Here is a 24,918-nt window from a genome sequence, read left to right as displayed (position 1 = left end):
GCCAGAACCTCAACTTCCACGATGACGGGCCGAGCATATCGACGACCGGCACCGAGCCGACGCTAACCGTCGACGAGTCGAGCCTCGGCAGCAACGCCGCCGATTTCGCGGCTGTCTTTACCCCGCATGCCGGTGCGGATGGCGGTGCCATGAGCTACACGCTCGACATCAATCAGGTCACCAACGTCAGCGGCCTGACAGACACCTTGAGCGGCCTGTCGATTCTGCTCTTCGTCGAAAGCGGCGAGGTGGTTGGCCGGGCCGGATCGGCCGCGGGCGCCGTGGTATTCACGGTGAGCGTGGCCGCCGACGGCAACGTGACCCTCGACCAGGAACGTGCGGTCATGCATTCGCCCGACTCCGGACCGGACCAGGCAACAACTTTGGCGGCTGATAATCTTGTCACTTTGACCGCCACCATCACCGATGGTGACGGCGATCAGGCCTCGGACCATGTCAATATCGGCACCAGCCTCATCTTCAAGGACGACGCGCCAACGATCACCGTGCCGTTCGACGGCGACCCGGGTACCGCGGGTATCCAGAACGAAAACCTGGCCAACACGCTGAATGCATCCGCCTCCGGAGCCTTCGGCTACGACATCGGCGCCGATGCGCACCCGACTGCGTTCTACGCCGGCGGCGGTTCCGACTTTGTCGACCAGAACGGCGCGCTTGCCGGCGTCCAGATCGGGCTGAGCGGCACGATCGTCGGCGGTGGCGGCGGCAATGTCCTCACCCCGGATGTGACGCTCGCATCGGAGACCGACACGACCGCAACATTCAACTTCAGCTTCACCTACGACAAGGATTCGGCTGCCGGGCTCCAGACCGGCACGGCGGGTGGCACCCTCGTCTTCGACAAGGTCAACGACACTTACGCCATCACCGTGACCGACCCACTCGAAGGCTTCACTTTCGACGTGATTCACACCAGCCAACTCCTGTCCAAGGAGCCCTTGAGCAATGCAGGCCACCCGCCGATCGTGGTGGAGAAGTTGCAGGCGGATGACCCGGGCACGGCGGCCGACGAAGACTTTTACGTGCAGTTCACCGGCAACCTGATCGACAGAAGCCATCCGTTCAGCCTGACGAATAATGGAGAGGGGTCTTCCGGCGACTCCACGTTCAACTCGCTGCCGACGGCCGGTACCCACGATATGGTCAGCAACAGCAATGAAACCTGGGTTTCTGCCACCCAGAGCACTAACGGTGTCGCCGGCGACACGATCCAGAAAGGCGAACTGCTTACCCTGCGGTTCTTCGACAGCAGTGTCGGCATCCAGACCGAGGCTACCGATCCGACCGCGACGGCCGGCGCGATGGCCATCAAGTTCGACGGCATCGGCAACAGCGAAGACCTGATGCTAATCCTCGACCTGACCGACGGCACAAACGAGATCACACGGGCCGTGTATGTCTCGAACTCCGACATCTTCAAGAAGGGTCAGGTGCCGGCCCCTTACAATGGCGAGTTCACACTCGACAACAATGACGGCCTCGTGATCATCGAGCAGAACGACTACAACGCGGCCGGCGAACATTACTCGCTGCAAGGCGTTCAGATCATGCAGTCCGGCAACGGCATCACCGGCCAGGCAATCGACTTGAACGGAGCGACCGGCGCTAGCGGTGGGAGCAACACGACCGCCAGTCTGGTCAACTTCGACCCCGTCGACAACGACGTGCTGAAGATCACGGATATCGGCTTCACCTCGACCGTGACGCAGACGCCGGACGCTCACCTCGACTTCGCTTTCCAGGTGGCGGACGCGGACGCCGATCACACAGCGATGCAGCACATCCTTGTCGACATCGCCTGACACCAGACCCGACGGGGGCGGCATCAGCTGTCCCCGTTTCACACCGGCCGGGTGCCGGCAAGCATCGAAGTGGGGTATCCGTGATGCAGCCAAGACCGCAATTCCAGGAGGTAATGCATCTGGCACGCCACCAGGTCCCCGCCCTCCTCCTCTTCAGCCTGGTCTCCAATCTTCTCCTGCTCGCCAGCACCGTTTACATGCTGCAAATCTACGACCGGGTACTGTCGAGCGGTTCCATCGACACATTGTTCTGGCTCACATTGGCCGTTGTCGGCGCCATCGCCGTCTACGGCATGCTGGAACACGCCCGCCGTATGATGCTGGGGCATATCAGCCAATGGCTGGACGACCAGCTCAGCGTTCCGGTGATCGAACGCGCCATGGACGCGCGGCTCGCCGGCAGCAGCCTCGAAGCCGGCCTGAAGGACGTAGCGGACCTGCGCAGCTTCATCGCCGGCGATGGTATCCTGACCTTTCTCGACGCGCCGTGGACACCGGTCTTCCTGGCGTTCATGTGGTTGCTGCATCCCGCGCTGGGCGTGGTCGGTCTTGCCGGCGCCGTGCTTTTGTTCTGCGCTGCGCTCGCCAATGATTTCCTCACCCGCCGCAAGAGCCAGGAGGCCGCGGCCGGACTGCGCCGCAGCCAGACCGCCGTCGGGCAGTTTATCGACGGCGCCGAGACATTGCGCTCGCTCGGCATGTCCGAGCCGGCGCTGCGGCGCTGGGAGGAAAACCAGCAGTCGCTGATGGATATCCAGACCCGGCTCCTGCGGCGCACCACCGTCATCGGCAGCTTGTCGCGTTCGCTTCGCCTAGCGCTCCAAGTGGCGGTGCTCGGGCTCGGCGCCTATCTCGTCCTGCGTCGCGAGCTGACGCCAGGCTCGATGATTGCGGCCTCGATCCTGCTCAGCCGCGCGTTGGCGCCGATCGAGCGCTCTATCGGCGCCTGGCGCGGCCTGGTCAGCGCGCGAACCGCGCGCCGCAATCTCACGAAGCTTTTCGCCGACACCAGATCGATGCAAACGGTTGGCGTCACATTGCCCCGCCCACAAGGCAGGCTGAAGCTCGAGAACCTGCATTACTGCGCGCCGGGAACGTCCCAGGCGCTTGTCAATGCCATAAGCTTCGGCGTTGAGCCGGGCCAGACCTGCGGTGTGATCGGCCAGTCCGGTTCCGGCAAGACCACGCTCTGTCGTCTTATCGTCGGCGCGCTGCGGCCTTCGCTCGGCCATGTCAGGCTGGATGGCGCGGAGGTGTGCAACTGGCCTTCGGACGAACTTGGCATGCATCTCGGCTATCTGCCGCAGCAGGTCGAGCTGTTCCCCGGAACGATCGGCGAGAACATCGCGCGCCTGCGTGACGTCGACAGCGACGCGGTCATCGCCGCGGCGCAGCTTGCCGGCATCCATGATATGATCCTGCGGCTGCCGAACGGCTACCGGACCGAAGTGGGACCGCATGGCGCTCGCATTTCGCGCGGCCAGCGCCAGCGTATCGCGCTGGCCCGGGCACTGTTCGGCGATCCGCAGCTGATCGTTCTCGACGAACCGAACACCGGCCTGGACGGTGAAGGCGAAGTGGCGCTGTTCAACGTGCTCCAGCAACTGAAGGAGCGGGGCCGCACCGTCATTCTCGTCAGCCACCAGACCAATCTCCTGCGCACCGCCGATCATGTCGTCTTCCTCCATGACGGATCGGTTTCGATGTTCGGCACGCGCGACGAGGTGCTCGGCGCGCTCGGCGGACCGCCCAGGCGCATTCCGGTTCCGGCGGCCTTGCGGGAAAAGCTTGTTGCCAACGCGGCAACGAAACTGAACGCAGCGGAGTGAGCCATGAGCGATCGATTTGGCGACTTCTCGACGACGCTGAACCGGCTGACGGACAGCTTGCACGAACTCACCGACAGGCTGACCGCCTCCGCCAACGACCTCAGCACAGCGGTATCGGTTTGGTTGGATGGGACCGACACGCCGTCTCGCATAATGTTGCTGGCGGTGGCTGGCGCGCTCTTCCTGCTCTTGATTGCGGGATTGCTTCGGCGACGCTCGCGCGCCTACCGTGCCAGCAGGCGCAATCTGAAGCTGCGGACGCGGCCGGCGCGAATGCTGGGCTACGCTTCGGCCATCCTTTTCGTAGGCGGCACCGCTGCTTGGTCAAGCGTCGCCCTGCTGGCGAGCGCTGTCGTTGCCAACGGCGTCGTCAGCCCCGAAGGTTATCGTAAGACCATCCAGCATCTGGAGGGCGGCATCATCGGCGCGATCCACGTTAAGGAGGGCGATAAAGTCAGCGTCGGCCAAGTGCTTATCAGCCTGAAGACGACCGATGCGCAAGGGCGATATGACGAGCTGGAGGGGCGCTATGTTCGCCTGCTGGCGACCGAGGCGCGACTTGTTTCGGAACTTGCCGGTCGGGACCGGATCACCTTCCCCAAGGAGCTGACCTCGATCGACAGCGAGAGCGCGCGAAAGGTGGTCGCCGAAGAACAGGCGCTGCTCGACAGCCGCCTCGCAACCCGCGAAGGCCGCACACAGATCCTCAACAAGCGCATCGCGCAGATCGAAGAGCAAAGCACGGGAGCGAGGGATGTCATGGCGGCCGAGGCCGAGCAACTCGGCCTGATCGACCAGGAGATCGCCTCCGCGCAGGAGATGTACAGGAAGGGCCTCGAACGCCTGCCGCGGATATTGGCGCTTCAGCGCTCCCAGGCCGACATTCGGGCCAACCAGGCATCGAACCGGGCGCAGATAGCGAAGAACGATCAGCAGATCGGCGAGACCCAGTTCCAACTCCTCAACCTGCATCAGCAGGACAGCGAGAGCGCCAACGGGGATCTTGCCAAAGCGCGCACGGAACTCGCCGAATTGCGCAGCCAATTGCCTTCGCGACAGGATGTGCTGGCGAGGACCGACATCGTCGCGCCAATCGCCGGAACGGTGATGAACCTGCGCGTAACAACGGAATCGGGCGTGATCTCCAGCGGTCAGGCGCTTCTCGACATCGTCCCGAACGAGGCCAATCTGATCATCGATTCCCGCATCAAGCCGACGGATATCGACGTGGTGCATCCGGACATGCCGGCCCGTGTGGTGCTGTCGGCCTATCCAACCAGACACCTGCCGCAAATCCATGGCCTGCTGACCTCGATTTCGGCTGACCGGCTGACGGACGAGAGAACCGGAGAGCCTTATTTCCTTGCCAAGGTCAAGATCGACGCGGCCGATCTCAGGGATCTGCATGACATCCATCTATCGCCCGGCATGCCGGCGGAAGTCATGATCCTGACCGGCGAGCACACGCTGCTGGACTATATGTTGGCGCCGGTTCGCGATTCGCTCAATCGTGGGTTCAGGGAGAATTGAGAAGCGATACCCACCGACCTGCCCCGAGGGTCAAGTATAACCTCCATCGCGCCCGTAAGGTGCGCGATCCACCAAAGGCAGAGGGGCGTGGCGGCTATCGCCGCAGCGCGTGTATGCTCGCCATGCTGTCGCTGCCCATCGGCAGTGCCATGTCATCGTCGAGAAGCCGCGTGATCCGGGCAAATCCGGTGAACGCCTTTCTAGCTTCCTCCGCCGACATCTGTCCCGACAGGGCAGCCGAGCAGCAATTCAGCGCGCACTGATAAACTGGCCCACGTCGTCCCGTCGGCCATTTACGCAAGAAAACCATCGCCTCGGCAACACTATCCACTTCTTCTACAGGATGCCCCTGCCCGCGCGATATCCGCACGGGCGCAAAGAAATGCAGGTAGTCCATTGTTTCCTCCCGGTCGATCGAGATGCGCTCGATCGAACCCTACGAAACGCCCGGCCTGGCGATTTGTTCCATGCGAAAACAGAATCTTAAAAGATTCTGGCGATCGGAATGAGGTCGGCTATACCGTCGGGAAGTGGCAAGCCGCTTTGCGGCCGGATTGGTGCTCCCTCAGCTCCGGCCGTTCCGTACGGCAGCGCTCAACCGCCATTGGGCATCGGGGATGGAAACGGCAACCGGATGGCGGATTGAGCGGGCTCGGTACGTCGCCTGTAAGGATGATACGCTTACGCGTGCCACTGGGCGTCGTCTGCACGACGGGAACGGCCGAGATCAACGCCTGGCTGTAAGGGTGGGCCGGGGCTGAAAACACCTCTTCCGCCGGTCCTTCCTCGACGATCGAGCCGAGATACATGACCGCGATGCGGGTCGAGACCTGACGCACCACGGACAGGTCGTGGGCGATGAAAACATAGGTGAGGTCCAACTTCTCCTGCAGATCGGCAAGCAGGTTGACGATCTGCGCCTGTACGGACACGTCGAGCGCGGAGACAGGTTCGTCGAGAACGACGAGATCGGGATTGAGGGCGATGGCGCGCGCAATGCCGACACGCTGGCGCTGCCCGCCCGAGAATTCATGGGGAAAGCGCATGACATGGTCCGGCAACAGTCCGACGAGGTCGAAGAGTTCCGCGACGCGGCTGGCGATCTCGCGCGATGAAAGCCTGCCATGGATGCGCAGCGGTTCGGCCACCAGGTCGCCGACGCGCCGGCGCGGATTAAGCGAGGCCGACGGGTCCTGGAAGACCATTTGCAGGCGCCGCCGCAGCGGCCTCAGTTCAGACAGCGACTTCGAGGTGATGTCGTCGCCTTCGAACAGGAGCTTGCCGTCCGAAATGTCGTAGAGCCTGACCAGGCATCGCGCCAGCGTGGACTTGCCGCATCCGGACTCGCCGACCAATCCAACGGTTTCGCCGCGCCGCACTGTCAGGGAGACATTGTCGACCGCGTGGACGGTTCGCCTGCCCTCCGCGGAAAAACGGCTGCCGATCGAGAAGCGTTTGCCGAGCCCGCGCGTTTCGAGGATTGGACGGTCTTTGTCGATCATCGGTCCGCTCATGTCTGCGCCACCCGGAAACAGGCCGCCGCGTGCGTGGCGGCGCCAAGCTCGGGCTTGCCGGTTAGGCAGGGCTCGTACCCGACGGGGCAACGCGGACCGAAGGCGCAGCCTTGCGGCAATCGCAGCAGCGATGGCGGAGACCCGGGAATGGCCGGCAGGCGGCGGGGTTTGGCACCGGTCAGCGGCGGGATCGAACCAAGCAATGCACGCGTATAGGGGTGTCGCGGGTCGGAGAACAGCTCCGTGCGGCTGCCGCGTTCCACGATGCGGCCCGCATACATGACCATGACCCGGTCGGCGAGTTCGGAGACCACGCCCATGTCATGGGTGATGAAGACCACCGCCGATTTGTGTGTGGCGCGCAGCTTGCGCACCAGATCGAGAATGCCGGCCTGCACCGTGACGTCGAGCGCCGTGGTCGGCTCGTCCGCCACCAGCAGCGCCGGGTTGCAGGACAGCGCCATCGCGATCACCGCCCGTTGGCGCATGCCGCCGGAGAGCTGGTGCGGATAGCGCGACATTGCTTCGTGCGGATTGGGGAAATTCACCTCCGCCAGCAGTTCCTCCACGCGCTCCATGGCTTTGGTTTTGCTGACGTTGCGATGCGCGCGGATCTGTTCGGCGATCTGCCAGCCGATGGTGTAGACCGGCGTCAGCGCCGTCATCGGATCCTGGAAGATCATTGCGATCTCGTTGCCTCGCAGGCGCCTCAGTTCGCGCCGTGGCAATCCGACCAACTCGCGACCCTTGTAGCGGATCGAGCCTTCGATGATGGCGTTGGGATCGGTGATAAGCCCCATCACCGCAAGCAGCGACACGGTCTTGCCGGAGCCGGACTCGCCAACGACACCGAGAATTTCGCTTTCCGCGAGGTCGAAGGAAACGCCATCGATGGCCCTCACCAGGCCATCATCGGTCCGGAAGGATACACGGAGATCACGCACCGACAATATCATGATGTCCTCAGGCGCGGATCGAGAAGGATGTAGACGAAATCGACGACCGCGTTGGCGACCACCACGAACATGGAAGCGTACATCACCGTCGCCATGATCATTGGCAAATCGAGGTTCTGCAGCGCGTCATAGGTGAGCTTGCCGATGCCGTGCAGCCCGAACACCACTTCGGTCAGGAGGGCCGAGCCGCCCACCAGTGCGCCGAAGTCGAGACCGAACAAGGTGACGAAGGCGATGAGCGACGTGCGCAAGGCATGGCGCAGCAGGATGCGGGTCTCCGAAAGGCCCTTGGCGCGGGCCGTGCGGATATAATCTTCCTGCAGGGATTCGATGATCGCCGCGCGCAAGACCCGCCCGTAAATGCCGATGTAGAGGATGGCGAGCGTGATCCAGGGTACGACCAGCGTCAGGAACCAGCCTTTCGGATCGTCGGAAAAATTCTTGTAGCCAAGCGGCGGCACCCAGGAAAATGCCCAGCTGTCGTGATAGCGGCTCTGGGTGATCAGGTTCATCACCTCGCCCAGCCAGTAGACCGGCATGGAAATGCCGAGCAAGCCCAACGCCATCAGAAGCTTGTCGAGCCAGCTGTCGCGGGTTGCGGCGGCGACGATGCCGATGATGATGGACAACACCACCCACAGGATCGCCGCCCCGAACACCAGAGAGAGCGTGACCGGTATGGAATCCATCACCGCCGGCACCACCTTCCAGCCGCGATTGACGAAGGAAGTCAGATCGCCCGTGACGAAGATCTTCTCCATCATGGTCACGTATTGCACGTAGAGCGGCCGGTCGAAGCCGAAGCTGTGGCGTACCGCCTCGAGCACTTCGGGCGATGCATTGCGGCCGGCGATACGGGCCGCGGGGTCGGCGCCGGGCGTGGCGAAGAAAATCAGGAAGACGATGACCGAGATGCCGAACATCACGAACAGCATCTGACCGAAACGGCGCAGGATGGCGTAGATCATCAGTCGCGCCCCAGCCGAACCTTCGAGCGCGGGTCGAGCGCGTCGCGCAGGCCGTCGCCGAAGACATTGAGGGTCATGACGGAAATCGCGATCGCCAGGCCCGGCACCAGCGCCACGAGTGGTCTGGTGTAAAGCAGCGCCTGCCCGTCCTGGATGATGGTTCCCCAGCTCGCCGCGGGCGGCTGGACGCCAATCGAGAGGAAGGAGAGCGCCGATTCGGTAAGCATGTTCAGCGCCATCATCAGCGGTATGAACACGATGAGGGTGGTGGTGATGTTGGGCAGGATGTCGCGCCATAATATCCGCCATCCCGGTACGCCCAGATTGATCGCGGCCAGCACGAACTCGCTGTGCCGCAGCGACAGAACCTGCCCCCGGATCGGACGCGCCACATAGGGTATATAGACGATACCGATGATGATGACCGGCAACCACAGGCTGCCGGACTCGATCTCGATCGGTCCGATCGAGATGCCCTGCGAAATTGTGACGATGGAAAGCGAAATCGCCAGGAGATAGATCGGAAATGCCCAGAGCACATCCAGCAAGCGCGACAGAACCGTGTCGGTAACGCCGCCGAAATACCCCGCGATCAATCCCGCCGCCGTGCCGAGGACCAGCGTGAAGATGGTCGCGGCCCCGGAGATCAGCAGCGAGCTCAGCCCGCCATAGAGCATCCGGGCCATGACATCGCGCCCTTGGCTGTCGGCACCGAGGAAATAGTTGCCGACCCGCCAGGTCGGGCCGAGCGGCGTGTAGCCAAGCCCGAGCCCCTCTGTCGATTGTTCCATCACCGGAACATCGGCGCCGTCGATCTGGATGACGGCGTCGAGCGTCGAGGCGAAGGGGTCTGTACCTGCCCATTTCGCGTAGAGAGGCGCACTGAGACAGGCAAGGACGATGACGAGGAACACGGCCAGGGACGCCATGGCGGCCCTGTTTCTTGCCAGCTTCGCAAACGCGACGGCCCAGGGCCCTCGTGTTTTGCGCGGCACGGCAGCGACTTGGTACGACACGGACGTGCCCCTCCGCGGTTCGTTACTGCATCCAGGCCATTACTGTACCCAGGCCATTACTGTACCCACGACTGGGTGATCATCCAGTTGAACTGCCGGTTGAACTTGAAATTGCCCACGCGCTTGCTGACGAAGTCAAGCCGCTTCGGCGTAAAGAGGCCGACGGCCGGTGCCTTGTCCGTGACTTGCCTGTCGATTTCGGCCCACATTTTGTCGGCGGCTTTCTGGTCGGTCACACCGAGGTCCAATGCCTTCTGCATTTTGGCGTCGATATCCTTGTCGCAGAAGCCGGCGATGTTGATCGAAGCGTCCGAACCTTCACGGAAAGATGCGCAGCTGAACAGGATGTTCAGGAAGTCCGAAGCCGCGGGATAGTCCTTGTACCATTGGGTAACGGACATCTGCACTTTGTTGTTGGTGTTCTGGATGTAGGTGAACTGGATGTTCGACGAGATCGGCTTGACGTCGGCGACATAGCCGATGGTGGTCAGCACGCTCTGCAGATAGACGCCGATGGAGCGGGAAATGGCCGTGTCCTCGACGATGATGGTCACCTTCTGGCCCTTGGTGCCCGATTCCTCGACGAGCTGCTTTGCCTTGTCGAGGTCAGGCGCCGACCACTTGGCGCCGGGGTTCTTGGTGAAGGGGCAGTAGTCTTCGTGGCCGGGGAAATCAGGAGGCAGGACCTGACACACCGGCGAGGCCAGCACCTTGCCGCCGAACAGCTTGACCAGAGTGTTGCGGTCGACCGCGTAGGCAACGGCCTGGCGCGCCTTTTCATTGTCGAACGGCGCCAGCCGGTTGTTGAGCGGCGCATACCACCAGGCGGAGAGCGGCGAGATATGCAACTGGTCCATGGCCTTGGTACCAAGTTCGCCGAGACGATCGCTGGGCAGCGCGTCGAACATCCAGTCGGCTTCCCCGTTCTGGATCGCGGTGACGGCAGCTTCCTCGGAGAGGCCGAAATCATACTGGACGACATCAGGATAGCCGTCCGGCTGGGCGTCCTCGCTCCATTGCTTGAAATTGGGGTTGCGGGTCACCGTCATGCCCTTGTTGGGATCGAAGGCGGAGATCATGTAGGCGCCGGTGCTGGGGATGGGCTTGGAGCCCATGTCTTCCGCGGGCGTGTCCGCCGGCAGGACCACGGCATGCGGCAACGCAAGCTTGTAGAGGATCTCGGCGTCCGGCTTGGTGAGATTCAACGTAATGGTGCCTGCCGCTTCGTCGCCGACAACGCCGCCTTCCAGCGTGCAGCTCTTGGTTTCGGCAAGGCATTTGTCGGCGCCGACGATGCCGGCATAGAAGGTGCCCGAGGTCGGCCCCGAGACCTTGAAGATGCGCTGGAAGGAAGCAACGACGTCCTTCACGCCGAGATCCTTGCCGTCGGAGAACTTGATGCCCTTGCGCAGTTTGAAGGTGAAGGTCTTGCCGTCATTGGTCACCTCGGGCAGCGCCTCGGCCAGATCGGGGACGATGGTGAAGCCGTCCATGCCCTCGGCCTTGCGGAAGGCGACCAGCCCGTCATAGATCGGCTGATACATCTGCCAGCCCTGGTCGGTGTAATTGATGTGCGGATCGAGCGTTCCGGCGGCCGAGCGGGCCAGCAGGCGAATAGTGCCGCCGCGATGTTCCTTGAGGTATTCGGCCTGTGCCGGAGCCAGCCACGAGCCGGCCAGCAATGCCGCGGCTGAGGCCGCCAAGAGCAGTTTCTTCATGTCGCAGTTCCCCTTTTTTCAGTTGTCGTTGTCGTCCAGGAAGTCTCCCACCACCCGCATGCATAGATCCTGCTCTTCGACATGCGGCATATGGCTGGAATGCTCGAATACCTGCCAGCGCGATCCCTCGATGCCGTCCTTGAACGGCTGCACGGTCGCGGGCGTGGCTTCGTCGTAACGGCCGGAAATGATCAGCGTCGGAACATCGACGGCGGGCAGCCGATCGATGATGCTCCAGTTCTTCAGCGTACCGATGACATGGAACTCGTTCGGCCCGTTCATGACGTTGTAAACGGTCGGATTGCGCACGACCTGGGCGAAGGTCTCGGTCACTTCGGCGGGGAACGGAACGATCCGGCAGACATGTCGCTCGTAGAACACCATAGTCGCTTGCTGGTAGTCCGGATGATCCGTCGTGCCAGCCTGTTCGTGCCGGGTCAGCGTCTCCTGTACGTCCATGGGCAGGTCGGCGCGCAGCCGGTTGGCCTCTTCTACCCAGAGCTTCATGGACGCCGGCGAGTTGGCGATGGTCAGCGACTTCAGGCCCTTCGGCCGCGTCACCCCATACTCGGCGCCCAACATGCCGCCCCAGCTCTGCCCGAGCACATGGAAGCCGCCGCGGATGCCGAGATGGTCGACAAGGTTTTCAAGCTCGTCGATGAACAGCCTGGGTGTCCAGAAATCGGCGCCTTTGTCCGGCAGCAAGGTGGAATTGCCGCAGCCCAGCTGGTCGTAGTGGATGACGGCGCGGCCTCTTCGGGCAAGAAGCTTGTAGGCATCGACGTAATTGTGGGCGGCTCCCGGCCCGCCATGCAAAATGACGATCGGAGCCTTGTCGGCATCGAGGTTATCGCTGACGCGATACCAGGTTTCGTAGTCGCCGAAATCGGCCCGCCCTTCCCTGGTGACGATCTCCGATGACATCCCGATCTCCTGAATGTTCGAAGGCATGCCGCTGGTCACCTAGTTTGCAACCCGGCTGGAGCGAACCCATTCTTCCAGCATCTGCACGCCGAATGCGGTAGCGCCTTCCCGGCCCAGGGGCTGATCCTTCTCGGTCAGTTCCTTGCCGGCGATGTCGAGATGCACCCAGGGGCGGTCTTCCGTGAAGTGTCGCAGGAACGCCGCGGCGTAGGGAGCGTCACCGTCTTCCATGTCCTTGGCGTGATGTCGCAGGTCCGCGAACGGCGATTGCAGGCCCTCGTCATAAGCCCGGTCGAGCGGCAGCTGCCAGAACCGCTCGCCGACTATTTCTCCGGCCGCGATCATCCGCGAGGCGATGGCATCGTCGGTGCTGAAGAGACCGGCGAATGCCGATCCAAGACCGCGCATCACCGAATAGGTCAAGGTGGCGAGGTCGACGATCACCGACGGATTGAAGCGCGAAGCGGCATAATAGAGGCAGTCGGCCAGGATCAGGCGGCCTTCCGCATCCGTGTCGAACACTTCCACGGTTTGCCCGGACGCTGTCGTGATGATGTCGCGCGGCTTGAGCGCGGTGCCTGACGGCATGTTCTCGGCAATGCCGAGCACACCGACGGCGTGCACCGGGCTGCCTTGCCGGGCCAGGGCGATCAGCAGGCCGACCACGGCGGCCGCACCGCCCATGTCGGCCTTCATATCGAACATCTGCTCGCCGCGCTTTATGCAGAGACCGCCGGAATCAAAACAGACACCCTTGCCGACGAACGCCAGCGGCTGCGCGGGGGCGCCCTTGCCGCGATAGCGCAGGACGGCGACCCGAGGCGGCCGCACCGAACCCGCCCCCACGGCCAGGATCGCGTTCATGCCGAATTCCCTGAGCTTCGCCGTATCGAGTATCTCGACGTCGATGCCGGCTTCGCGCAGAGGCTCCAGGTGATCGTGGAAATTGTCGGGATGGAGATGGTTCGGCGGCAGGTTGACCAGTGTGCGCGCATATTCGACGCCATCCGCGATGGCATTGATCCGCGCCAGCGCCGAATTCAGCTCCGGACCGCCGACCCCGACCAGTTGCACCCGAAGGGTCCGATCGGCCCCCGCCCCTTGGCGCCGGTTGCGCATGTCGAAACGATAGCGCCGCAGCCGCATGCCAAGCGCGACTCTTGCCAGGATTTCCGCTCCCGGCAGACTTATGCCGGCAATGGGGTCCAGGACCAGGGTGGCCGCGCATTCCCCTTTGCCCTCCAGATGCGCGGCAAGCAGGCCGCCGGCACGCGCCAAGGAGAGTGCGGTGACGGCCTCAGCCTTGCCCATGGCCAGGACAATCACGCGCCGCGCCGATACCGCCTGGGGGGCGATGACATCGATACAGGCGCCGGATTCAGCCAAGGCAGCCGCATCGGCACAGGCCCGGGAGAGGATCCCGCCCATTTCGGTGTCCAGGACCGTTGCCCGCGGGCCAAAGCCGGTTTGAGCGGCCTGCAAGATCACGACGACGGAGGTTTCAGCGGAAAGCTCGTCCGCCGTTTCAAAGACCGGCACTGGCGATTGAGGCATAGGTAGGCGTTCTCCTCTTTGCGGGGCTTTGGCCCAGGCGCGGCTTGCAGTTTGCGCAAGGCTTCTCCCGCCACCGGTGGAAACCGGTCAAACCGGCCTCACCTCTGGTTGGATCGTGCCGAAGTCCCCAAATTGTCGTTCTTGAGACGACTTAATTGCTCTTGCCTCTTGGGTATCCCCGAACGGGTCAGGCGATCAAACGCCAATTTTGTCTATATCGATTGACAAAAACTCAACTGGCAATTCATGATCGGCCGATGGCCCTACCCTCACTCAATGGCATGCGCGCTTTCGAGGCCGCCGCCCGTCTCGGCAGCGTCAAGGACGCAGCCGAAGAGCTGCATCTGACACCCTCGGCTATCAGCCGTCACATCCGCGCACTCGAACGGAATCTCGGCCAGGACCTGTTCGAGCGCGGCTTTCGGCAGATAACGCCGACCATTCGGGGCTCTTATTACGCACGCAGCCTCTCCGAAGCATTCGAAGCCATCTGGCGGGCCACCGACGATGTCAGTCTCGCCGGCCCCCCAAGCCACGGCAGGACCCAGCGTGTCCGGGTTTTGTGCGTCCCTGCCGTCCTGAACCTTTGGCTGGCGGACCGGCTGCCGAATTTTCGCCGACGGCATCCGTCCGTGGATCTCGAGATCTCGACATCGGGCAAGCGGGCCAATTTCGATTTGGCCATCGTCGACGAGTTCGTCTACAAGGCCGGCCCGGCTCTGACGCTGCTGATCCCGCTGGTCCTGACGCCGGTCTGTGCGCCCTCGCTGCTTGAAGGGCCGATGCCGCTGCGATCGCCCGCCGACCTGGTCAACCACCACCTGATCCACGAATGCGAGACCATGCGATGGAAGCGCTGGCTGGAGCAGGAAGGCGTGTTGGACACGACGCCGAAATCCAGCACGACGCTGGATGATTGTACGCTGATCATGCGCGAGGCGATCAATGGCGCTGGAATAGCGCTCGCCGACACGATGATGGCCCAGGATCTGCTGCAGCAGGGCAAACTGGTCGCCCCGTTCAGCGCCCGCCATACCTATCCGGCCGGCATCTACCTGCATCAGCGCCGCAGCATCGGAAACAAGCCGGGTACCGGCCTGTTCCAGGATTGGCTGCTTTCCGAAGTCGAGGACCACAAGCGGGTGATGGCCATCGGCTAGGCAGCCTTGCTTGCCGATAGGCGTCGGGAACGCGGATTTGTCCAGCTTGGAAGCCGTGGATCGAGAATTCGAATCGACAGGCAGGCCTGTTTCAAAAGCGGCTCACCATCACGGGCTCTCGATAATCGCGGTTCGCATTGAATATCTTTAAGGCCAAAGCCGGCAAATCGATTGCTTGCCGGTTCCCCTGCGTCAGGCGTAACCTCTGCGGTCAACGCGTGAGGGCGCGTGCTGCAAGAAGGGGACATTGCAATGACGATACAAGGCGCATCGCCTGACCTGTATAATGAAGACCTCGCTCCTGCCAAGGTTCGAAACTGGGGACCGTTCTCGATCTTCAACGTCTGGACGTCGGACGTCCATAGCCTGTGGGGCTACTACCTCGCCGCCAGCCTGTTTCTGTTCTGTGGCGGCTTCGTCAATTTCATCATCGCCATCGGCATCGGTTCGCTGATCATCTACGCACTGATGAACATGGTCGGTTATGCCGGTGTGAAGACCGGTGTGCCCTACCCCGTGCTCGCCCGCGCCTCCTTCGGCATCTGGGGCGCCAACATTCCGGCACTGGTGCGCGCCATCGTCGCCTGCTTCTGGTACGGCGCGCAGACAGCGGCCGCCTCAGGCGCCATCGTCGCATTGCTGATCCGCTCGCAATGGTTCGCCGATTTCAACGCCAATACCCATTTCCTTGGCCATTCCGGCCTGGAGGTAATCTGCTTCGTGATCATATGGGCACTGCAACTGCTGATCATCCAGCGCGGCATGGAAACGGTGCGCCGCTTCCAGGACTGGGCCGGCCCGGCGGTCTGGGTGATGATGCTGATCCTGGCGGTCTATCTCTGCGTCAAATCAGGAACCTTCGCCTTCACCAGCGATATCCCAATGGATGTACTGCTGGAAAAGACCAAGGATGCGGGCGTCCCTGGTACTCCAGGGTCTTGGACCGCACTGTTTGCCGTGGCGGCGATCTGGGTGACGTACTTCTCGGCGCTCTATCTAAACTTCTGCGATTTCGCCCGTTATGCCCCCGACCAGGCATCGCTGCGCAAGGGCAACATCTGGGGCCTGCCTATCAACCTGATCCTGTTCTCGCTGGTCGCCGGCGTCACCACCATCGCCGCATACGACGTCTACCATGAGGTGCTGCTGCACCCCGACCAGATCTCGGCCAAGTTCGACAGCTGGTTCCTGGCCGCGCTCGCTGCGCTCACCTTCGCGGTGGCGACGCTCGGCATCAATGTCGTGGCCAACTTCGTCTCGCCGGCCTTCGACTTTTCCAATGTCTTTCCCCGCCAGATCGACTTCAAGAAAGGCGGCTACATCGCGGCCGTCATCGCGCTGGTGCTCTATCCCTTCGCACCGTGGGAAGGCAGTGCGGCTTCCTTCGTCAACGTCATCGGCGCAACGATGGGGCCGATCTTCGGCGTGATGATGGTCGATTACTATCTGATCCGCAAAGGTGAAGTCGACGTCGAGGCGCTGTATCGCGAGGACGGCGAGTTCCGCTTCCAGGGTGGCTGGCACGTCAATGCGTTCATCGCCGCCGGCATTGGCGCCATCTTCTCGTCGATCCTGCCCAACTTCACCAACTGGCTGCCGTCCTGGTGGGGCGTCTATGGCTGGTTCTTCGGCGTGGCGATTGCCGGCGTCATCTACTACGTGCTGCGCACCGCGGCCGTGAGCGCCGGCGCCAAGGTGGCGAAAGCTTGATGAACCAGAGCGGGGCGGCCCGAGCCGCCCCGCTCTACCGCGCGACCATTTCGGCCAGCTTGCGCACGGTGTTCCAGTTGCGCGAGGTGCCGACGCCCATGCGCTTGTGGTTGGCGGCGGCAAGCAGGCGCGAGCTGGGCCTCTCCCTTGAAAAGACGACCCAGATGTCTCCGCCGGCCAGAAGCACTTTCTCGTCCGCGGCGGCACAGGCCTGAAGCCCGGATATGGCGTCTTCGGCTACAGGTTTGCGCATTACGCGCACCGCCACCTGGTCGCCGGCTTCCACCGACTCGGTCGGGAATGGATTACCGCTTGCGAGTTTGCGCCAGTCTTCGGCGGCACGCACGATGATATCGACATGGCGGCCAAAGGCCTGTTCGAAGGCGGATTCCAGGCGTGTCTCAAGCGTGGTGATCGAGGTCTTTTCACTCTCGAAGACCAGGTTGCCGGTCGCCACCAAGGTGCGGACATTCTTCAGGCCGAGACTTTCCGCCATGGCCTTGAGGTCGGACATGACGACCCGCCGCCCCTCTCCCAGGACGATGCTGTAGAGAAGCGCGACATAGGTCCGCATGGGAGCGATCAGACCAGGCGGCTCTGCTCCACCGCCGCCTCGATGAAGCTGGCAAACAGCGGATGCGGATCGAGCGGCCGGCTCTTCAGTTCGGGGTGATATTGCACGCCGATGAACCAGGGATGGTCGGGGTATTCGACCGTCTCCGGCAGCACACCGTCGGGCGACATGCCTGCAAACACCAGCCCGCAATCCTCCAGGCGCTGCTTGTAGTCGATATTGACCTCGTAGCGGTGCCGGTGACGTTCGGAAATCTGGGTGTCGCCGTAGATGTCGGCGATCTTCGAACCCTTGGCGAGCTCGGCCTGATAGGCGCCGAGCCGCATGGTGCCGCCGAGATCGCCAGTCGCCCTGCGCTTTTCCAGCATGTTGCCTTTCAGCCATTCGGTCATCAAACCGACGACCGGCTCCTTGGTCGGGCCGAATTCGGTCGACGAGGCATGTTCGACACCGGCCAGCGATCGCGCCGCCTCGATGCACGCCATCTGCATGCCGAAGCAGATGCCGAAATACGGCACCTTGCGCTCGCGTGCGAATTTGGCCGCCAGAATCTTGCCTTCTGAGCCGCGTTCGCCGAAGCCGCCGGGCACCAATATGCCGTGCACCTTCTCCAGCCAAGGCGTCGGGTCTTCCTTTTCGAAGATTTCCGATTCGATCCAGTCGAGCTTGACCTTGACGTGGTTGGCCAGCCCGCCATGCGAAAGCGCCTCGATCAGCGATTTGTAGGCATCCTTGAGGCCGGTATACTTGCCGACGATGGCTATGGTGACCTCGCCCTCCGGATTGTGGATGCGGTTGGAGACTGCCTGCCACGGCTCCATGCGCGGCTTGGGCGCCGGCTCGATGCCGAAGGCAGCGAGCACTTCCGAATCCAGACCTTCCTTGTGATAGGCCATCGGCACATCGTAGATATGTGGCACGTCGAGCGCCTGGATGACGGCGCTTTCCCTGACATTACAGAACAGCGACAGCTTGCGGCGCTCTTCCTTGGGGATGGCGCGGTCGGCGCGCACCAGAAGAATGTCGGGCGCGATGCCTATGCCGCGCAGCTCTTTGACCGAATGCTGGGTCGGCTTGGTCTTCAGTTCGCCCGCCGTCGGGATATAGGGCATCAGCGTCAGGTGGACATAGACGGCGTTGTTGCGCGGCAGATCGTTGCCGAGCTGGCGGATCGCCTCGAGGAACGGCATCGCCTCGATGTCGCCGACGGTGCCGCCGATCTCGCACAGCACGAAATCATAATCGTCATTGCCGTCGAGGACGAAATTCTTGATCTCGTCGGTGACGTGCGGGATGACCTGTACGGTGGCGCCGAGATAATCGCCGCGCCGCTCGCGCTCGATGATGTTCTTGTAGATACGCCCGGTCGTGATGTTGTCCTGCTGATTGGCGGACCGGCCGGTGAAGCGCTCGTAATGGCCAAGATCGAGGTCGGTCTCGGCACCGTCATCGGTGACGAACACCTCCCCGTGCTGGTACGGCGACATCGTGCCGGGATCGACGTTCAGATAAGGGTCGAGTTTTTTGATGCGTGCGCGATAACCTCGCGCCTGCAGGAGAGCCCCAAGGGCCGCTGCGGCAATGCCTTTTCCAAGTGAGGAAACCACGCCGCCTGTGATGAATACATATCGCGCCATGGGAGTCATCGCTTAACGCGGCCGGATTGATTCCGCCAGAGAAAAAACCGCCGCGAAGGCTTTTTCCCAAAAAGGCGCTCGGACCATGATCCCGAAAAGTGGGATCCGGCTTTCGGACAGGCATCACGGCCAAAGGGTTTTGAATCGCTCTAAGCAAAACAAAAGGGCCGGCTGAGCCGGCCCTTCGGCATGATGACGGAAACGTCAGATGATGACGACTTTGGTGCCGATCCGGACGCGGCTGTATAGATCCATGACGTGCTCGTTCATCATGCGGAAGCAGCCATTGGACGCGCTGGTGCCGATCGACTGCGGCGCGATGGTGCCGTGGATACGCAGATGCGTGTCCTTCCTGCCATCGTAGAGATAGATGGCGCGGGCGCCGAGCGGGTTCTGGCCGCCGCCTGCCATGCCGTCCTTGTACTGGCCGTAGTGCTTGGGCTCGCGCTTCTGCATGTCGAGCGTCGGGATCCAGCGCGGCCACTCCTGCTTGTCCCCGACCGCGACCGTGCCCTTGAACTGCAGGCCTTCGCGGCCGACCGCGATGGCGTAACGGCGTGCGGTGGTCGATGATTCGACGAGGTAGAGTCGGCGAGCGCTGGTGTCGATGACGATTGTGCCGGCGTCATAGCCGGTGAATTCCACGTCCTGAGGCACGAATTCCGGCTTCACCTTGAACGGCTTCTTGGCGTTCTTCTGGGCAAGTGCCGAGTCGAGCGCGCGTGTCTCGGGCAGATAGCTGATCGATGAGCCAGACGATGTTCCACCGAACAGACCCGCGAACAGGCCGCCGCTTGACTGCTTCTGGCCGCCGACGACCTCGCTGCGCAGTTCGCCATTGTTGCCCGTCAAAGCGACATTCATCGCCTCGGCTGGGATCGGCTCGGCCGCCGGGATCGGGGTGACAGGTTCGATCGGTTCGATGATCTTGACGGTCTTCTTGGCCGGCTTGGCATCGGCCACTTCGGTTGCCGCTGCTTTCTGGCCCTTGCTGGCCAGGAACGCCTGCCGATCTGCGTCAGCCCTGGCCTTGGCCGCCTCGCGCATCGCCATTTTCCTGGCCTCAAGCGCCTTGGCCTTGGCATCCTCCTTGTCGGCAACGATCTTGGCCTCGATCTTCTTGATCTGGGCAAGATCCTCCGGCGTGGGGTTTTTCTTCTTCTTGAGAAGCTTCAACTGCGTCGCATCGCTTTTGGCAGCGACGGGGATGGCGTCGGTCTTTTCGAGCGACACCGACTGTTGTGCGGCCATGTTTGCCGGCATGGCGGCGGAGGCCGGGGAACTTATGCCGATTGCGGCGCAAAGTCCCAGGAAAATGAAGCTGCGAAGCTGCATGGCGAAGATCCGATCGTTCAATGCTTGTTGCCCACGGCGTCGCCCGGCGTCCCCCAAGGACGCCGAAAATGCCGCGTGCAATCTATAGTCGAATAAGCGCGTATGCCTCAAGCGCGAGACCGCGCCGTGATCCGTCGAATCTTCGTGATTGCGCAGCATTTGCCGCGACTGTGTTCAAACGAACACAGATCGCGGTTTAGAACATAAGGTTATTGGTTCGGAACCTGAGGCGACGCCGGCGCGGTGTTGGTGGTTCCATTGGCCGCTGGCGGCGTGGTGCTGCCGGCGGGCGCGGTGGCCGGGGCCGTTGCCAGCGGTTTTGTCGCGGCGTCGTTGCCGGACGGAGGCGTCGGCGTGGTGCTGCCGGCGGGTGCCGGCGTGGCCGTACCCGGCAATTGGTTGAGCACGCCCTTGCCGGCGCCATCCGAGGTCGCGGGAACCCGATCGAGAATGTCGATCGGCTTTTCGCCGTAGCGGGCAATGATCGACAAGGTCAGCGACGTCACAAAGAACGCTGCCGCCAGGATCGCCGTCGCCCGGGTCAATGCGTTGGCCGCGCCGCGCGCGGTCATGAAGCCCGATCCGCCACCAATGCCGAGACCGCCGCCTTCGGAGCGCTGCAGCAGCACCACGCCGACAAGGGCGAGCACGACCATGAGATGAATGACGATCAGTACGGTTTGCATAATTTATCCTGGCAAGGCCCTGCCCGGCCGCGGACACGGCCGGTGAATTGGAGGCGGCTCAATACAATGCTTTCACGGCATTTCCAAGCCCGTGGCCGGAATATGGGAAGCAACGCCCTCTTTGCAACGAATTTGGACGGGACGAGACCCGTCCATCCTCGCGAATCTCAGCCAGCAATGCTGCGATAGGCTTCGGCGATGCCCAGGAAATCAGCCGCTTTCAGGCTGGCACCGCCGACCAGCGCGCCGTCGACATTCCTGACGCCCAGCAGTTCAACGGCATTGGAAGGCTTGACCGAGCCACCGTACAGGATGCGCATCCTGGCGGCGGCGGCCCCAAGTTTTTCCGCCAGCTTTTCGCGGATATGCGCATGCGCCTCGGCCACATCGGCCGCGGTTGGCGTCAGGCCGGTGCCGATCGCCCAAACCGGCTCATAGGCAATGACGGTGTTCGATGGCGTGGCGCTTGGCGGCACCGAGCCGGCGACCTGGCGCGACAGCACCTCCAGCGTCGCTCCAGCCTCACGCTCCTGCCGCGTCTCGCCGATGCACACGATGGCCACGAGCCCGGCCCGCCAGGCGGCGGTGGCCTTGGCCTGGACCGTCGCATCGTCCTCGCCGCTTTGCTCGCGGCATTCGGAATGGCCGACAATGACATGGCTGGCGCCTGCGTCCTTCAGCATCTCCGCGGAGATACAGCCGGTATAGGCACCGCTTTCCTTGGGATGGCAGTCCTCGCCACCGGCATGGACCGGCGTGCGCGACAAAATCTCCGCGGCATGGGAAAGCAGCGTCGCGGGAACGCAGACCAGCGCTTCGGTCTCGGCGTCGAGCCCGCTCATGAAACCGTTGCCGATCATCCTGAGCTCGTTCAGCGAGGCGCTGGTGCCGTTCATTTTCCAGTTGCCGGCGACAAGCGGGCGAATTCCTGGTGTCATGGTGTGCTTCTCCGGGCGATATCAAGCTCTGGCCCTCACTACCAAAATCAGGCCACAAAGCAATCGACAGTGGGCAGGAAGGGCGCTATTGCGCTTGGTTCAGACTCGGCGCATGCGAAAATGCGCATAAATCGGAAGTAACCATGCTTGGTATATTGAGAAGCGCGGCGGGTACCTGGGTCGCGAAGACATTGCTTTCGCTGCTGGTGGTCAGTTTCGCCGCCTGGGGCATCTCCGGACGGCTGATGGGCGGCTTCGCGGGCCACGATTCGGTGATAACGGCCGGCGGCACCAAGGTATCGATCAACGAATACCGCCTCGCCTATGACCGCCAGCTCGCCGTCATGTCGCAGCAGTTTGGTCAGCGCCTCACGCATGAACAGGCAAAGGCGCTCGGCATCGACAACCAGGTGCTGGCGCAACTCGTTTCCGGTGCCGTCCTCGACGAGCAGGCACGCAAGCTCGGCCTCGGCCTTTCCAAGGATCGGCTGGCCGAACTCACCCGCGAAGACCCGGCCTTCAAGGGCCCTGGCGGTCAGTTCGACCGAAGGACATTCGACTACATGCTGCACCAGATCGGCATGCGGCCCGAGGATTATCTGAAGAACCGTGCCCAGGTGGCGGTGCGTCAGCAGATCGTCGAGGCGGTCTCGGACGGCCTCAAGGCGCCCGACACGTTCTTCAAGGCGGTCGCGCTCTACCGCGGTGAAGACCGCACCGTCGACTATTTGACTTTGCCGAAGGCGCTGGTCGAGCCGATCGCGGCGCCGAGCGACAGCGTGCTTCAGGCCTATTTCGAGGCCAACAAGAAGAGCTACGCCGCACCTGAATACCGCAAATTCTCGTATGTTCGCCTCGAACCGGCGGACATAATGGATACGACCGCGGTCACCGACCAGCAGGTCAGTGACGACTACAACAAGAACAAGTCACGCTACACCACGCCCGAAATGCGCACCATCGAGCAGCTTGTGTTCAAGACACCGGATGCCGCCAAGGCGGCGCTCGATTCGCTCAAGGCCGGCGCTACCTTCGACAAGCTGGTGACCGCCGAGGGCAAGACCCCGGCCGACACGCTGCTTGGCACGCTCGCCAAGGACAAGATCGCCGACAAGGCGGTTGCCGATGCCGCCTTCGCGCTCAACGCCAACGAAGTCAGCCAGGTCGTGCAGGGCGCCTTCGGTCCGGTGCTGCTGCGCGTGACCGAGATCAAGCCCGAGGTGGTGAAGCCGCTCGCCGAAGTGTCGGACCAGATCCGCAAGGACCTGGCGCTGGGCGAGGCAAGCCGCATCCTTCTGGATGTGCACGACAATTATGAAGACACCCGCGCATCGGGCAGTTCGCTGGCCGATGCCGCCGCCAAATTGAAGCTTAAGGACATCACCATCGACGCCATCGATCGCAACGGCCTGAGGCCCGATGGCTCCATCGTCAAGGACCTGCCGGAATCGCCGGCGCTGATCAAGGCCGTCTTCGATGCGGAACCGAACACCGAAAACGAGGCGCTGACCACGGCGGACAACGGCTTCGTCTTCTATGAGGTCGGTTCGATCACACCGGCCCGCGACCGCACTCTTGATGAGGTGCGCCAAAAGGTTGTCGCCGACTGGACGGCGGCCGAGACCGCCAAGCGGCTCGCCGCCAAGGCGGACGAACTCGAGAAGCGCCTCAAGGCCGGCACCACGCTCGACGTCATCGCCGGCGAGCTCAAGCTGGAGAAGCAGACCAAGCGCGGCTTGAAGCGCGAAGCCGACGATGCCGATTTCGGCAAGGAAGGCGCCGCCGTCATGTTCGGCGTCGGCGAAGGCGGCACCGGATTGATCCCCTCGCCCACCGGCGACGGCCAGATCCTGTTCAAGGTCGCCGAAGTGTTCGAACCGGCCGGCGCCGACGCCAGCTCGGTGCCGGACGACGCGCAGAAATCATTCACCTCCGGCATGTCCGACGACCTGCTCGACCAGTTGGTGGCGCAGTTGCAGACGCAGTACGACGTCCGCGTCGACCAGGCCGCCGTTGCCCAAGCCTCGACAAGATGAGCGCGCTGAAAACCCATATCGCCAAGGTCGCGACCGGCACCGCACTGGCCTTCGAGGAGGCCTGCGAGGCCTTCGACATCATCATGTCGGGCGATGCGACCCCAGGGCAGATCGGCGGCTTCCTGATGGCGTTGCGCGTACGCGGCGAGACGGTGAGCGAAATATCGGGCGCTGTCGCCACGATGCGCGCCAAGATGCTGCGCGTCGATGCTCCTGACGGCGCCATCGACATCGTCGGCACCGGCGGCGATAATTCGCACTCGGTCAACATCTCGACGGCTTCCGCCTTTGTCATTGCCGGCAGCGGCGTGCCGGTCGCCAAGCACGGCAATCGCGGCCTGTCCTCGCTGACCGGCGCGGCCGACGTGCTGATTGCCCTTGGCGTCAGGATCGACATCGCGCCGGAGCTAATCGGCAAGTGCATCCATGAAGCCGGCGTCGGCTTCATGTTCGCGCCAGCGCACCATCCGGCGATGAAGCATGTCGGTCCGGTTCGTGGCGAGCTTGGTACGCGCACCATCTTCAACCTGCTCGGCCCGCTTTCGAACCCGGCTAGCGTCAGGCGGCAGATGGTCGGCGTGTTCATGCCGGAATGGATCATGCCGGTGGCCGAAACGCTGAAGGCGCTCGGCACCGAGCATGCCTGGGTCGCCCACGGCGATGGTTATGACGAGATCACCACCACAGGCGAGACACAGGTAGCCGAACTGGTCGGCGGCGAAATCCGCAGCTTCACGCTGACCCCGGAAGAGGTTGGACTGAAGCGTCATACCAAGGATGAGTTGCGTGGCGGTGATGCCGCCTACAATGCCAAGGCCTTGCGCGATATGCTGGGCGGCACCGCCGGCGCCTATCGCGACACGGTGTTGATGAATGCCGGCGCCGGACTGGTGATTGCGGGCAAGGCGACGACGCTCGGTGACGGCATCGCCATCGCCGCACAGGCCATCGACAGCGGCCGGGCGCTGCAGGTGCTCGACCGGCTGGTCGAGATTTCGAACGGGTGAACC

General features: G+C 62.9%; 20 protein-coding genes. 7 read left to right on the top strand and 13 right to left on the bottom strand.

The features are described 5' to 3' along the window. From FJ943_RS28980 to FJ943_RS28970, 3 genes are all read left to right on the top strand, one after another. A partial coding sequence (locus tag FJ943_RS28980; RefSeq protein ID WP_246671955.1) for a DUF5801 repeats-in-toxin domain-containing protein occupies positions 1 to 1,823 on the top strand: 1,823 nt, incomplete at its 5' end. Positions 1,824 to 1,936: 113 nt separating this feature from the next. Further along, positions 1,937 to 3,652 carry a type I secretion system permease/ATPase gene (locus FJ943_RS28975; RefSeq protein WP_140717975.1) on the top strand — a complete coding sequence of 572 codons (1,716 nt, stop codon included), beginning with the start codon at positions 1,937 to 1,939 and terminating at the stop codon, positions 3,650 to 3,652. A 3-nt stretch (positions 3,653 to 3,655) separates the two neighbouring features. Then, positions 3,656 to 5,182 (top strand): HlyD family type I secretion periplasmic adaptor subunit, encoded by a 1,527-nt coding sequence (locus FJ943_RS28970; RefSeq protein ID WP_140727034.1) that lies wholly within the window; start codon positions 3,656 to 3,658, stop codon positions 5,180 to 5,182. A 94-nt stretch (positions 5,183 to 5,276) separates the two neighbouring features. Here FJ943_RS28970 and FJ943_RS28965 read toward each other — a convergent pair whose 3' ends face one another. The 8 genes from FJ943_RS28965 to FJ943_RS28930 form a co-directional block, all read right to left on the bottom strand. Continuing rightward, complete coding sequence (locus tag FJ943_RS28965; protein ID WP_015317826.1) at positions 5,277 to 5,579, bottom strand: DUF982 domain-containing protein; 303 nt, start codon at positions 5,577 to 5,579, stop codon at positions 5,277 to 5,279. 118 nt (positions 5,580 to 5,697) lie between these two features. Next, positions 5,698 to 6,684 carry a dipeptide ABC transporter ATP-binding protein gene (locus FJ943_RS28960; protein WP_140727031.1) on the bottom strand — a complete coding sequence of 329 codons (987 nt, stop codon included), beginning with the start codon at positions 6,682 to 6,684 and terminating at the stop codon, positions 5,698 to 5,700. A gap of 8 nt (positions 6,685 to 6,692) precedes the next feature. After that, positions 6,693 to 7,652, bottom strand: coding sequence for an ABC transporter ATP-binding protein (locus tag FJ943_RS28955; RefSeq protein ID WP_140727028.1), 960 nt, complete (start codon positions 7,650 to 7,652; stop codon positions 6,693 to 6,695). Then, positions 7,649 to 8,620 carry an ABC transporter permease gene (locus tag FJ943_RS28950; protein ID WP_140727025.1) on the bottom strand — a complete coding sequence of 324 codons (972 nt, stop codon included), beginning with the start codon at positions 8,618 to 8,620 and terminating at the stop codon, positions 7,649 to 7,651. Before FJ943_RS28950 ends, FJ943_RS28955 begins: the two co-directional genes overlap by 4 nt. Next, positions 8,620 to 9,615 (bottom strand): ABC transporter permease, encoded by a 996-nt coding sequence (locus FJ943_RS28945; protein ID WP_174361997.1) that lies wholly within the window; start codon positions 9,613 to 9,615, stop codon positions 8,620 to 8,622. Before FJ943_RS28945 ends, FJ943_RS28950 begins: the two co-directional genes overlap by 1 nt. A gap of 77 nt (positions 9,616 to 9,692) precedes the next feature. Continuing rightward, entirely contained in the window at positions 9,693 to 11,354 is a 1,662-nt protein-coding gene (locus FJ943_RS28940; RefSeq protein ID WP_140616442.1) for an ABC transporter substrate-binding protein, read from the bottom strand. An 18-nt stretch (positions 11,355 to 11,372) separates the two neighbouring features. Continuing rightward, positions 11,373 to 12,278, bottom strand: a complete 906-nt coding sequence (locus tag FJ943_RS28935) for a proline iminopeptidase-family hydrolase (RefSeq protein WP_140727022.1) — start codon at positions 12,276 to 12,278, stop codon at positions 11,373 to 11,375. Between the two features lie 39 nt (positions 12,279 to 12,317). Continuing rightward, entirely contained in the window at positions 12,318 to 13,832 is a 1,515-nt protein-coding gene (locus FJ943_RS28930; protein ID WP_140727019.1) for a leucyl aminopeptidase, read from the bottom strand. A 257-nt stretch (positions 13,833 to 14,089) separates the two neighbouring features. Between FJ943_RS28930 and FJ943_RS28925 the strand changes: the two genes are divergently transcribed. Together FJ943_RS28925 and FJ943_RS28920 are read left to right on the top strand one after the other, a co-directional pair. Further along, positions 14,090 to 14,992: a LysR substrate-binding domain-containing protein gene (locus FJ943_RS28925; protein ID WP_140727016.1), complete on the top strand. Its 903-nt coding sequence runs from the start codon at positions 14,090 to 14,092 to the stop codon at positions 14,990 to 14,992. A 252-nt stretch (positions 14,993 to 15,244) separates the two neighbouring features. Next, on the top strand, positions 15,245 to 16,702 hold the full coding sequence (locus tag FJ943_RS28920) for an NCS1 family nucleobase:cation symporter-1 (RefSeq protein WP_140727013.1): 1,458 nt from the start codon (positions 15,245 to 15,247) through the stop codon (positions 16,700 to 16,702). Between the two features lie 34 nt (positions 16,703 to 16,736). Here the strand turns inward: FJ943_RS28920 and FJ943_RS28915 are convergent, their stop codons facing one another. The 5 genes from FJ943_RS28915 to tpiA all read right to left on the bottom strand — a co-directional run bounded on the left by FJ943_RS28915 (position 16,737) and on the right by tpiA (position 21,872). Further along, the gene (locus tag FJ943_RS28915) at positions 16,737 to 17,276 is read right to left on the bottom strand and encodes a DUF1697 domain-containing protein (protein WP_140616436.1); all 540 of its coding nucleotides are present in this window, start codon (positions 17,274 to 17,276) and stop codon (positions 16,737 to 16,739) included. A gap of 8 nt (positions 17,277 to 17,284) precedes the next feature. Beyond that, the gene (locus tag FJ943_RS28910; RefSeq protein WP_083883046.1) at positions 17,285 to 18,922 is read right to left on the bottom strand and encodes a CTP synthase; all 1,638 of its coding nucleotides are present in this window, start codon (positions 18,920 to 18,922) and stop codon (positions 17,285 to 17,287) included. A gap of 195 nt (positions 18,923 to 19,117) precedes the next feature. Continuing rightward, positions 19,118 to 20,248 (bottom strand): L,D-transpeptidase, encoded by a 1,131-nt coding sequence (locus FJ943_RS28905; RefSeq protein ID WP_015317813.1) that lies wholly within the window; start codon positions 20,246 to 20,248, stop codon positions 19,118 to 19,120. A 209-nt stretch (positions 20,249 to 20,457) separates the two neighbouring features. After that, positions 20,458 to 20,934, bottom strand: coding sequence for a preprotein translocase subunit SecG (gene secG / locus FJ943_RS28900; protein ID WP_140727010.1), 477 nt, complete (start codon positions 20,932 to 20,934; stop codon positions 20,458 to 20,460). 167 nt (positions 20,935 to 21,101) lie between these two features. Further along, positions 21,102 to 21,872 (bottom strand): triose-phosphate isomerase, encoded by a 771-nt coding sequence (tpiA, locus tag FJ943_RS28895; protein WP_015317811.1) that lies wholly within the window; start codon positions 21,870 to 21,872, stop codon positions 21,102 to 21,104. Positions 21,873 to 22,015: 143 nt separating this feature from the next. On the opposite strand from tpiA, the gene FJ943_RS28890 reads away from it, so the two are divergent. Both FJ943_RS28890 and trpD read left to right on the top strand, forming a co-directional pair. After that, positions 22,016 to 23,908 carry a SurA N-terminal domain-containing protein gene (locus FJ943_RS28890; RefSeq protein WP_140727007.1) on the top strand — a complete coding sequence of 631 codons (1,893 nt, stop codon included), beginning with the start codon at positions 22,016 to 22,018 and terminating at the stop codon, positions 23,906 to 23,908. Continuing rightward, positions 23,905 to 24,915, top strand: coding sequence for an anthranilate phosphoribosyltransferase (gene trpD, locus FJ943_RS28885; RefSeq protein ID WP_140727004.1), 1,011 nt, complete (start codon positions 23,905 to 23,907; stop codon positions 24,913 to 24,915). Before FJ943_RS28890 ends, trpD begins: the two co-directional genes overlap by 4 nt. The last annotated feature ends 3 nt before the right edge of the window (positions 24,916 to 24,918 follow it).

The sequence above is a fragment of the Mesorhizobium sp. B2-3-10 genome, from assembly GCF_006442275.1.
GTDB lineage: Bacteria > Pseudomonadota > Alphaproteobacteria > Rhizobiales > Rhizobiaceae > Mesorhizobium > Mesorhizobium australicum.
This window is presented reverse-complemented; position numbering and strand designations above follow the sequence as displayed.